The sequence below is a fragment of the Anaeromyxobacter terrae genome, from assembly GCF_022690685.1.
GTDB lineage: Bacteria > Myxococcota > Myxococcia > Myxococcales > Anaeromyxobacteraceae > Anaeromyxobacter > Anaeromyxobacter terrae.
On the sequence record NZ_JALCYY010000102.1, the window covers coordinates 1 to 11,409 of the forward strand.

At 76.4% G+C, this 11,409-nt stretch carries 7 protein-coding genes and 2 pseudogenes; 4 read left to right on the top strand and 5 right to left on the bottom strand.

The features are described 5' to 3' along the window. A pseudogene (locus MNY62_RS24515) lies at nt 1-399 on the top strand (hypothetical protein); the annotation flags it as partial. Here the strand turns inward: MNY62_RS24515 and MNY62_RS24520 are convergent. The 5 genes from MNY62_RS24520 to MNY62_RS24540 form a co-directional block, all read right to left on the bottom strand. Further along, complete coding sequence (locus MNY62_RS24520; protein WP_242346960.1) at nt 396-4,961, bottom strand: translocation/assembly module TamB domain-containing protein; 4,566 nt, start codon at nt 4,959-4,961, stop codon at nt 396-398. The pseudogene MNY62_RS24515 and the gene MNY62_RS24520 sit on opposite strands and share 4 nt — an antisense overlap. Further along, on the bottom strand, nt 4,961-6,985 hold the full coding sequence (locus tag MNY62_RS24525) for a BamA/TamA family outer membrane protein (protein ID WP_242346961.1): 2,025 nt from the start codon (nt 6,983-6,985) through the stop codon (nt 4,961-4,963). Before MNY62_RS24525 ends, MNY62_RS24520 begins: the two co-directional genes overlap by 1 nt. 246 nt (nt 6,986-7,231) lie before the next feature. Next, nucleotides 7,232-7,990, bottom strand: coding sequence for a hypothetical protein (locus MNY62_RS24530; RefSeq protein ID WP_242346962.1), 759 nt, complete (start codon nt 7,988-7,990; stop codon nt 7,232-7,234). 213 nt (nt 7,991-8,203) lie between these two features. Then, nucleotides 8,204-9,685, bottom strand: a complete 1,482-nt coding sequence (locus MNY62_RS24535) for an NFACT RNA binding domain-containing protein (protein ID WP_242346963.1) — start codon at nt 9,683-9,685, stop codon at nt 8,204-8,206. A gap of 85 nt (nt 9,686-9,770) precedes the next feature. Beyond that, nucleotides 9,771-9,920: a hypothetical protein gene (locus MNY62_RS24540; protein WP_242341563.1), complete on the bottom strand. Its 150-nt coding sequence runs from the start codon at nt 9,918-9,920 to the stop codon at nt 9,771-9,773. A 238-nt stretch (nt 9,921-10,158) separates the two neighbouring features. On the opposite strand from MNY62_RS24540, the gene MNY62_RS24545 reads away from it, so the two are divergent. From MNY62_RS24545 to MNY62_RS24555, 3 genes and pseudogenes are all read left to right on the top strand, one after another. Then, entirely contained in the window at nt 10,159-10,788 is a 630-nt protein-coding gene (locus MNY62_RS24545; RefSeq protein WP_242346964.1) for a MotA/TolQ/ExbB proton channel family protein, read from the top strand. Nucleotides 10,789-10,791: 3 nt separating this feature from the next. After that, on the top strand, nt 10,792-11,205 hold the full coding sequence (locus tag MNY62_RS24550; RefSeq protein WP_242346965.1) for an ExbD/TolR family protein: 414 nt from the start codon (nt 10,792-10,794) through the stop codon (nt 11,203-11,205). 3 nt (nt 11,206-11,208) lie between these two features. Then, nucleotides 11,209-11,409, top strand: a pseudogene (locus tag MNY62_RS24555) (energy transducer TonB); the annotation flags it as partial.

Below are 11,409 nucleotides of genomic sequence, written 5' to 3' on the forward strand. Positions count from 1 at the left end.
GGTCCGCTCGCCCTCGCCGCGCTCGCGGGGGCCGCCGCCACCGCCCTCGCCGCCCGCCGCGGCGGCGACGCGGCGCGCGCGGCGCGGCTCGCGACGGCGCTCGCGCTCGTCGTCTGGATCGCGACGAACAAGATCTGGAGCCCTCAGTACGCGCTCTACGGTTTCCTCGCCGGGGCGATCGCGGCCGGGCCCGCGACCCTGTTCGCGGCGCTCACGGCGGTGTCGATCTGGGACTTCCACGTGGCGTTCGAGGTCCGCGCCCGGCGCTGGGAGCCGTGGTTCCGCGATCACCTGTTCCACCCCACCGCGATCGTCCGCACCGTCCTCTGGCTCGTCCTCGCGGCGCTGATCCTCCGCGCGCTGTGGCGCGAGGCGCGCGGGTCCCGGGACGTCCGCTAGTAGTCCTTCGACCAGACGAGGCTCGCGCCGCCCGATCCCGAGGTGCCGTAGCGCCCCTCCGCCGTCCAGCGCGGCGAGATGCGGTACTCGACCCGCATCTCGTTCTCGTTCTCGCCGCGCTCGACGTTCGCGTCGAAGCGCCGCACGTAGCCGATGTAGACCTTGTCCGTCACGTAGCGGCCGGCGCGCAGCGCGCCCGAGTCGAGCGCGACGGTGTCCAGCGGCAGCTTGTTGGCGACGAGGTTCTTGAACGCCTGGGTGGCGACGGCGCCGAGGGCGGCCTTGCCGGCCTCCTCGCCGGTGAGCGCGCCGACCTGGCCCGAGCCGCGCTTCATCTCGGTGCGGCCGGTCGCGATCAGCATCGCGATCTGCCCCTCGTCCATCGGCGGCTTCGAGGAGAGCCGGATCTCGGGCGCGCTCAGCGGCCCCGCGACGACCACGGTCACGATCGCCTCCGGGTTGTCGTAGGTCGCCTCGACGTCGAGCATCGCCGCCATGGGCGGTCCGCCGGTGAACTGGACGCGCCCGCGCGTGATGTCGAAGTGGCGGCCGCCGATCGGCTCCACGAACCCGTGCACGACCGAGATCTCACCCGAGGCGTAGTCGCTCCCGCCGACGAGCTCGTAGGTCATGTCCGCCTTCAGCTCGACGTTCTCGAGGGGGCTGTCGCTCTTCACGAAGAGCTGGCCCGGCGCGACGACGTGCGCCGCGAGCGTGAAGGGCTTCGCCTGGGGGCGGGCCGGGGCACCGGGGCCGCCCTCCGCGGCGATCGCGGCGCGCTTGCGTCGCTCGCGGATGGCGCGCTTTCCCACCACGATGTCCGGCCGCTGCTCGAGGGGCTGGAGCGAGCGCGGCGTCCGCGAGGGGAGCCGGACCGTGGCGCCCGGGACCTTCACCTCCAGCCGCAGCGCGTCCGCGGTGTAGGTCCCGGTCGCGTCGGCGCGGAGGTCGAGGTTTGCGAGCTCCTGTCCGGCCCGGGTGATCGTGAGGGACTCGGTCCTGAGGTGCGCCTCGACCGGTGAGCTCGGCGACGCGAGGCCGTGCGCGAACCCGGTCAGCTCGAGCCGCCCGCGGCCGCGCTGCGCGGAGAGCCGCCGCAGCTCCAGCGCGTCGTCGTTCACCTCGAGGTCGAGCGCGACGGAGGTCCACTCCCCGTACTCCGCGATCGCGACGCGCCCGTCGGCGAGGAGCACCTTGCCGCGCGGCCGCGGCCGGCCGAGCGGACCGCGCGCCGTGACGTCGGCGGTGAGCTTCCCGGAGGCGCTGCGCACGACGCCGGGCAGGAGCGCGGGCAGGACGCCCAGGTCGAGCCCGGTCGACACGAGCCGCGCGTCGAGCGGCGCCGAGCGCAGCGGCGGCCCGCCCGCGCCGAGCCCGAGCGGCGCGTCGAGCACGCCCGTCACCTCCACGGCTCCGCCCGCCACCGCGCGGATCGCGACCTGCGCCTCGGTGCGGGCGCGCTCGTGGCTCGCGCGGACGGAGACCTCGCCGAGCGGCCGGCCGTCCACCGCGATCCCGCTCCCGCCGAGGTCGACCCGCACGACGGGCGCGGCGAGCGTCCCCGCCAGCGACAGGCGCCCCTCGACGACGCCGGCGAGCGGGACCGCGGCGTCCGCGCCCGCCGCCCGGGCGAGCTGCACGCGCGGCACGACGGCGTCGAGCTTCAGCGGGGTGCTCCGCAGGCGCTCGGCGGCGAGGAGCCGCTCGACGGGCGCCGCGATCGCCCCCTCGAGCTTCAGCAGCTGATCCTCGCCGAGCGTGACCTGGCCCGTGACCCCGACCCGCGCCGGATCGAGCGCGATGCCGACGCCCGCGCCGACCTCCCGGTAGCCCGCGATGACCGCGTGCGCGAGCCCGACGGTCACGTTCCCGCGCGGAGCGTCGGCGGTGCCCGCGATCGCCGCCCGCGCCTCGAGCGTGCCCTCGAGCTCCTCCGGGAGGCCGAGCACCCCTGCGAGCGCCGCGAGCTGGAGGCCCGGGACGACCGCGCTCACCTCCACCGGGGCGCGGCGCAACCCGGCGACCGCGCCGGAAGGGCGCGCGACGAGCTCCCAGAGGTCCAGCGGCGCCGCCGCGTCGACGACGAGCGCGGGGGTCCCGTCGTAGGTCGCGCTGGCGTGGAGCGCGGCCCGCTCCCCCGGGTTCTCGAGCGTGAGCGCGAGCGCGAACGGGCCGACCTCGCCGTACGAGCCGCCGTCGAGCGACGCCTGGGCGGTGAGGCGCGGCGCCCCGGCGGTCCCCTCGACCGTGACGTCGAGCGCGACGATCCCCTCGAGCGGCGAGGCGGCGCCCGCGGCCGCGAGCAGCGGCGCGACGGGGAGCGCCTCCACCCGCACCCGCGCCGAGAGCCGCGCCCCGGGCGAGCGGGCGAGCGGCAGCGGCAGGTCGGCGGTGACGTCGACGAGGCCTCCGGCCGCGCGCTGGACCGCGAGCGAGAGCGCCGCGCGCCGCCCCTTCCCGTCCCAGCTCGCGGTGCCGGAGGCGTCGAGGCCGGAGAGCCCGCGCACCGCGCCGCCGGAGAGCTCGAGGCGAGCGTCGACGACGGGCCGCCGCGTGGTGCCGGTGGCGCGCGCGTCGGCGGTCAGGACCCCCGCGACGCCGAGGCCGCGCGGGATGACGCCGGGCGGCAGCCGCGCGAGGTCCACCCGGGCGAGCTCCGCGCGCGCGTCGAGCGCGCCGCGCGGCCCGAGCCCTCCCTCGACCGCGAGGCGCTGCTCGCCCGAGACGAGCTCCAGCCGGTCCACGGCGGGACCGGCGAAGCGGACCGTCGCCGGGTGCGCGAGCGCCCAGCGAACGGCCGGGTACGCGAGCGCGAGCCGCGAGAGCGCGAGGCGGTCGCGGCGCGGCCCGAGCGTGCCGTGGGCGTCGAGCGAGATCGGCTGGTTCCCCACGGCGGGCAGCGACGCGCTCCCCGACACGACCACGTCCTCGTTCTCGAGCCGCGCGCTCAGGGCGACGCCGTGCGCGACGTCGTCGCTCCCCGACCGCACCGCGGCGACGGCGCCGTCGAGCCGCACCACGGGGCGGCGGAGCGGCCCGGACGCGTCCGCCTCGAGCCGGACGCCCCGGAGCGCGAGGTCGCCGACGCGCAGCGCAGGGGCGTCGCCCGTCGCGCGCAGCGCGGGCGCTCGCTCGGTCCCGGAGAGCGCCGCCTCGACGCGCGCCCTGCCGGAGACGGCGGGGAGCTTCTCGCCGAGGAGCGCGCCGAGGTTTCGCGTCGCGCGGCCGAGATCGGCGGCGTCCGCGGCGAGCTTCCCCGACACCGCGCCGCCGGGACGCCAGCGCAGCGCGCCGTCGACCGCCAGCCCCGGCGCGCGAAGCGTGAGCCGGCGCACGTCGTAGGCCCCTTCCTCCGCCCGCGCGACGATCTCGGCCGGCCCGAGCTCGCCCATGCGGAGCCGCGAGCGGGCGATGGAGACGACCGCGTCCGCGCGGAGATCCGCGAGCGAGCTGCCCGAGATCGCGCCGCGGCCAGAGAGCGTCACCTCGCCGGGAGGCGCCGCCGCGTGGAGGCCGGCCGGATCGAGCCGGTCGGCGGCGACGACGAACCCGAGCGCGCGCTGGCCCGCGAGGCGCAGCGCGACCGCGGCATCGGCCCGCCCCGGCCCGCCGCGCGCCGGGCTCCCCTCGGCGGCCGCGGCGCCGGGCTCGACGTGCGCCGCTGCGGTGGCGTGCGCGCCGTCCGACTCCGCATAGACCGTGACCGCGAGGTCGGCGCCGCCGCCCACCTGCGGCAGGAGCGCCCGCGCCTGCGCGCGCGCCACGTCGAGCCGGGTGATCGCGAGCCGCCCGGCGAGGGTCGCGACGTCCACGTCCCCCACGAGCGAGAGCGCCGTGCCGCCCAGCTCGGCCCGCAGGAGCGGCGCCCGCACGCGGTCCCCGTGCTTCGCCGCCACCGCCTCGAGCGAGAGCGGCGCCGCGATGGGCAGATCGAGCGCGCCGCGCAGCCGCAGCTCGAGCTCGGCGTCGGCCGGTCCCCACGCCCCGCGGGCGTCGAGGTCCAGGTCGCGCGCCTCGAGGCGCGTCGCGCCGCTCGCGTCCACCCACCACACGTCGCCTCGCCGGACGGCGAGCGACGTCACGCGCACCGTGAGGCCGCGCCCGCCGCCGGCGGTCTCTCGCGGAGGCTCCGCCGGCCGCGGCGGGCCGGGGTGGGCCGGCGCGAAGGCGCGCGCGAGCGAGAGGCCACCGTCCTCCTCCTGCTCGAGGAGCACCGAGGGCCCGTCGAGCTCGACCGCGAGCCCGACGCTGCCGCGGCGGAGCTGGGTCACGTCCACCGCGACGCGCGCCCGGTCCACGGCGAGCACGAGGTGTCCATCCGGATCGAGGACGCGCAGGCCGCGGATCTCCACCGCGCCGTCCGCGCGCACGACGAGGGCGGCGAGCTCGAACCTTCCGGCCAGCGCGTCGTCGACGAGCCCGATCAGCGTGCGCGCCACGATCGGCCGGCCGAAGGAGGAGGTCGCGAACAGGGTGATCGCGGAGAGGAGCACCCCGACGGTCGCCGCGAGCACGAGGAGGCCGAGGCCCGCGAGGCGGAGCGCGGTGGCGAGCGCGCGCACTAGAACGCCTCGCCGATGGTGATGTGCACCGCGACGATCGGCTCACGGTGCTCGCTCGGCGCGCCGGGGTTCGCCGGGACCGCAGGGAACCGGTGGTTGAAGTTGACCCCGGGCGAGAGGTCGGTGGGCAGGCGCACGCCCACGTCCACCCCGATCGGGCCGATCGGCGTGGCGTAGCGCAGCCCGGTGCCCGCGGCGAGCTGCACGTCGCGCGGATCGAGGACGGTGCGCCACTCGTTGCGGCGCGCGCTCGGCGACGCCACGTTCGCGCCGTCCACGAAGACCGTCCCGCCCCAGCTGCCCGAGATCGCGTAGCGCAGCTCGAGCGAGCCGTCCACGAGGCCGTTCCCCCCGACCGGCAGCCAGTCCTGGCCGTCGTACACCATCGGCGACATCCGGCGCGTGTAGTAGCCGCGCATCGAGGCCGGCCCACCCGCGTAGAAGCGCGCGACGATGGGCGGCTCGCCGGGCTCGGCGAGGGGGACGAGCCCGCCGACGCGCGCCCGCACGCCGAGCACGAGCGATCTCGACAGCGGCCAGAACCCGCGCACCTCCGGGAGGAGGCGCAGGTAGCGATAGCCGACGTTCACGATCCGGAAGCCCTCCTGCACCGAGAGCCCGACGTAGTAGCCGCGCCGCGTGTTCACCGGGTCGTTCCGGCCGTCCCAGGCCAGCCGCTGCTCCAGGTAGGAGAGCAGACAGACGCTGCTCGGGCAGCCGACGAGGAGCGGGCGGGTCTCCACCTCCGGCAGGCCGGGCGTCGTCGTCACGGCCGTCTGGCGCTCGCGGGAGAGCTGGTACACCTCGAGGTTGTAAGAGGGCACGAACGTCCAGCGCGGCGCGATGCGGACGGGCAGGCCGAGCTGGACGCGCTCCGACCAGAAGGCGTACGCGGCCTCGAGCCCGCGCTCGAGCTCCAGCCGGCCGGACACGTCGATGCGACGGGCGATGGCGGCGGGCTGCTGGTACTCGAGCCCGACCTGCCCGACCACCCCCTCGCGCTGCCTCGCCCAGGGCGTGGGCAGCCACGCGTACCCGGCGCGCAGCTCGACCCCCACCTTGCGCAGATCGCCGAAGAAGTTCCGGTGCTGCCAGCCCGCGTTCGCGCGCGTCTCCCAGCGCGTCGCCTCGATGCCGAGGCCCGGCCCCGCGCGGAGGGTGCGGAACGGCGCCTCGCGCACGGCGACCACGACCGGGATGATCCCCCGCTCCAGGTTCGGCGTGCCGCGCGTCACCCGCACCCCGGCGAACACCCCGAGGTCGAACACGCGCGCCTGCGCTTTGGGGAGGCGCGACTCGTCGAACCAGCCGCCGGAGGTCACGTCGATCGAGGCCTGCTCGCGGATGATGTCGCGCGAGACGGTGGCGGTGCCCGCGACGAAGATCGGCCCGAAGCGGAAGCGCGGCCCCGGCTTCACCTCGTAGGTCACCTGCGCGGTCCCCTCGAGCGGGAGCACCTGCGCGGACTGCTTCACCTCCGCGTTCGCCCAGCCGGTGGTGCGGAGCGCCGAGGCGATCGCCGCCTTCGTCCGGTCGTAGTCGGCGACCCGGAAGACCTCGCCCACCTCGAGCGGCAGCTTCTCGATCCGCTTGCGGGCCTCGGGCATGTCGTCGAGGCCGGTGATCCGGATCTCCGTGACGTGCACGGGCTTTCCCTCGGAGACCCGCATCACCACCCGCACGCGGCCGGGCCCGTCGGGCTGGAGCTTCACCTCCTCGACGCGCGCCTCGTAGTAGCCGCGCTCCCGGTAGTAGGCCTCGATCCGGCGCCGGTCGACGGAGAGCGCGTCGGGATCGAGCGGGAACCCCTGCCGCGCGATGAGGCCGGTGACGCCCGCCGGCGCCGCCGGCGCCTGCGTCGCGAGCTTCGCCTTGATCTCGTCGGCGTCGAGCGCCGTCACGCCCGTCAGCTCGACCTTCGTGACGATGGGCTCGCTCGCGGTGCCGCGACCGCGCAGGCAGCCGGACGCGCCGAGCGCGATGAGCGCAACGAGGATGACGAGCGCGGGGGCGGCGCGGCCCATGGGGCCGGGATTATGGCCCACCGCAGCGGGCACCGCCGGTTTGTTTCGGGCGCGAGGCGGCGCGCCCGATGGGGGTTGCCGCTCGGTGACGGTGGGTGAGCGAAGCGAGCCCGCCGGGGCGCCACCGCGATCGCGGCGAAGCCGCCCGCGGTGGCGCACGGGACCCGGCGAGCAGGGGTGGGGCCCCGACGACGGCGGCCAGCCGTCGGCGGGGCGGGGGGCGCAGCCCCCGTGAAATCACCGCGCCTACCCGGGCGCGGAGAGCAGGAGCCCGAGGTTCCGCTCCTCCCACGCCTTCGCCCGCGCGTAGTCCGGGTACGCGCGCTCGCGCCGGCGGAACTCCGCGCCGTGCACCACGCGGCGCCCGTTCACCTCCCGCGCCGGCACCGCCTGGTGGAGCATCTCGTGGAACACCACCATCGCCACGTAGAACTCGGGCACCTCGGGGCGGTCCAGCGTCGGGTGGATGCGGATGATGCGCGCGTCCTGCACGTACACCCCGGTCTTCACCGTGCGCCGCCGCCGCCCGCCGCGGACCGGCCCCCATCCGATGCGCGCCTCGATGGCGTCGCCGAAGTGGGCGCCATTGAGCCGCTCGTAGATCGCCTGGAGGTCGTGAGCGCGGCCGCGGGGCTGCAGCCGGTCGGCGCGCGGGACGGCGATGCGCGCGCGGTTGTGCCGTACGAACGCGTCGATGCGCGAGCCGGCCTCGCGCCGCCGTGCCGCCGCGCCGCGCGAGGGGCCCGCGAACGCGGCGAGGGCGCGGACGACGTCGCCGGGGGCCCCGAGGAACATGTGGTGGACGCGGTAGTGCAGCCCCGACGGGCCGCGCCGGAACGACACCATCGTCGAGCGGTTGTCGTGCACGGTGAGGCGCACGCGCTCGGAGAGGATGCCGGCGAGCGAGTCGGCGAGCCGGCTCGCGGCCGAGAGCTTCGCCTCGCGGGTGGCGCGGCGCGCGTCGAAGAGCTCGAGCTGTCGGTTGGCCTGCGGGGGGCGGGGCACGGGCGGGCCCGATCCTACGGAGGGGGGCACCTGCCATCAAGGGCCGCCCCCACGACCGGCGCGGCTCACGGGTGTCCTGCGGGCGGGCGGGCAGGGCCTCGGTCGCCCTCGCGCGAGCCCGCGGCGGCGCTGGCGCCGGCGAACGCGGCTTCTCCTCGCGACCCCGTCCTCGACCCCGTCCTCGACCCCGACCGACGTCCGCGCGCGACCCGCCTACCCCTCCGTCCCCTCCTCCTCCGCGAGCAGCCGCTCGACGCGCTGCGGCTCGGTCCTGAGCAGCAGCACCTTCTCCTGGCTGTAGGTGACCGCGCCCGGGGCGGCGCCCTTGGGCTTCCGGACGTACTTCGCGCGGGTGTAGGCGACGTCGGCCTGCGGCGCGCCGCGGGCATCGGAGAAGTGCAAGGCGAGGTGCGCGGCGTCGAGCAGCGTGTCCTGGTCGGGCCCGCGCCCCTTCTCGAGCCGCACCACGACGTGCGCCCCGGTGATCCCGCGCGCGTGCAGCCAGAGATCGTTTCCGCGCGCGACGCGGAGCGTGAGCCGATCGTTCTCGGCGGCGCCGCGGCCGACCAGGATCGCGGCGCCGGTGGCGGAGCGGAACGCGCGGTACGGGACCGCCTCCTCGCGGGCGCGCGCGCGCTCCGCGGCGCTCCCCGGCCGAGTCGCCGGCTGCGGCCGCGGGCCCGCCCCGAGCCGGCGGGCCTCGCGCTCGAGGCGCGGGAGCTCCTCGAGCGGCGCGGCGTCGATCTCGCCGAGGAGCGCGCGGAGCGCCGCCTCGCGGCCACGCACCTCGGCCGTCCGCGCCTCCATCCGCGCCGCGCTCTCCACGATGCGCCGGTAGCGGCGGTAGTACCGCTCCATGTTGGCCTGCGGCGTGAGCGCCGGGTCGAGCGCGACCTGGACCTCGCGCGGCCCCTCCTCCGTCCACTCGGTGACCGTCACCTCGCGCGCGCCCCGCCTCACCGCGCGGAGGTTCGACTTGAGGAGATCCGCCACGCGCCGGTCGGCCTCCGCCGCGGGCACGCGCGCCGCCTCCTCGGCGAGCTTGACGAGCGCGCGCGAAGCGCGGGCGACGCCGGCCCGGACCGGCTCGCGCAGCCGGCGGCGGCCCTCGGCGACGATCCGCTCCTGCTCGAAGGCGGAGTAGTGCGCCTCGATGGCCGCCGAGAGCGGGAACGGCGCCCCGGGCTCGGCCGTGAAGCGGGGCCGCTCCGGGCGCGCCGGCTGCGGCGCGGGCGCCTCGTAGGGCTCGCCCGCGACGAGCTTGCGGCGTTGCGACAGGTTCCGCCCCGCGCTCGCCCGGATGATCCCGTCGTCGCCGAGCAGGAAGAGGTTCCCGTGCCGGCCGGTCAGCTCGGCGACGAGGCGGACCGCGCCGCGAGACGTCTCGAGCGCGAGCGAGACCACGCGATCGCCGGGGAGGGACTCGATCGCGACGAGGCGCGCCCCCTCGATCTCGCGGCGCAGGACGGCCTGGAAGGGGAACGGCGAGGGCGGCTGCGGCGGGCGCGCGCGCACGACGTGGAGGCGCGTGACGTCCGGCTCGGCGGAGAGGAGGAGCAGCGCGGGACCGGACCGGCCGTACAGCTCGAGGGTCAGCGCCCGCTCGGCGTGGACCCGAACCGCGTCGACGCGGGCCCCTGCGAGCGGCGCGAGCTCGCGGATGACCGCGTCGATCTCTCCGGCGCCCAGCGACATGCCGTGGATCCTAACGACGAGGCCCCCAAAAAAGCAGCGGCCGCCCGGAGGCGGCCGCGGCGCTGCGCGATGAAGCGCGCCGTCGCTACTTCTTGGCGGTCTTCTTCGCCGCCTTCTTCTTCGTCGTCGTCTTCTTCGCGGCGGGCTTCTTCGTCGTCTTCTTCGCAGGCATCGTGTTCCCTCCTCGGAACGTCCATCCGATGTCGCTTGTCGCTGGACATTCAAGAATGGACAAGTTGCGCGGAGGTTAGCGCGCCGAGATCACACACGTCAAGCAAGCGTCTCGTGAATTTCACGCGCGCGACGCGCGCGGGCGAGGCGCGATCGTCCGAGCGAGTCGCCTCGCGGTCCGTGAAGCGGGGGGTACGGGTTCACGAAAGGTGATCGGAGCGCGCGGCGTCCGCGCGCCCTCGCGCCTTGACTTCGCGGCACGCGGATCGTTACGTCCCGCAGGTCTTTCGAGAAGGAAAGCCATGCTCCAGACCAAGCTCCTCGCATTCACGAACCTCGGCGCCGAGTGGGTGCTGTGGCTCCTCATCGGGCTCTCCGTCGCGTCGGTGGGCGTCATGCTCGAGCGCCTCGCCTTCTTCCTCTCCCGCCGGGCGATCGACGTGGACGCGCTGCAGGCACGACTCCTCGATGGGGATCTCGCCGGCGCCGCCGCCTCCGTGGCGGGTCGCCGCGGAATGGAGGCCGAGGTGGTGCGCGCCGCCGTGGCGCACGCCGCGAAGGGGCCGGAGACCGTCCGCGAGGTCGTGGCGGCGACGATCGAGCGAGCTCGCATCGAGTACGAGCGGCGGCTCGCCTTCCTCGGCACGCTCGGCAACAACGCCCCCTTCATCGGCCTGTTCGGCACCGTGCTCGGCATCATCCGCGCGTTCGTCGACCTCTCTCGCAACCCCGGCGCCGCCGGCGCGGGAACCGTGATGACGGGGATCAGCGAGGCGCTCGTCGCGACCGCCGTCGGGCTGTTCGTGGCGCTCCCCGCGGTCGTGGCCTACAACCTCTTCCAGCGCGGGCTCCGCCGCACGGCGCAGCGCGCGACGGCGCTCGGGCACGCGGCGGTCGCGCACCTCGAGGCGCGCCCCGTCAGGGAGGCGTGACCGATGGCCGGGTTCTCCGGCGGCGAGGACGACGACGAGCTCATCAGCGGCATCAACGTCACGCCGCTCGTCGACGTCGTCCTCGTCCTCCTCATCATCTTCATGGTGACCGCGACCTACATCGTCCGCGCCGCGATCGAGGTCGAGCTGCCGCGCGCCGCCCACGGCGGGGACACGACCGGCACCATCCTGGCCGTCGTGCTGACGCGCGACGGCAAGGTCTACCTGGACGGCGTCGAGCGAACCGAGCAGGAGCTCGTCGCGCGCACGCGCGAGGCGGTCCGCAAGGACGCGGACACGCGCGCGATCATCTCCGCGGACAAGGGCGCGCTGCACGGCGCGGTGGTTCGGGCGATCGACCTCGTGCGCGACGGCGGCGTCACCCGGTTCGCCATCCACGTCGAGCGGGAGCGGTGACGGATGGGGCGTCTCGGGCCGCCCCTCGCCTACGCCGCCTCCGCCGCGCTCCACCTCGCGGCGCTCGGCGCGCTGTCCCGGCTGCCACCGCCGCCCGCGCCGGGCGAGGACGTCCGCGTGGAGGTGATCGACGCCGCGCCACCGCAGGCGCCGGAGCCGCCCGCGCCGACCCCCGAGCCAGCGCCGCCCCGCGCGCCGGAGCCC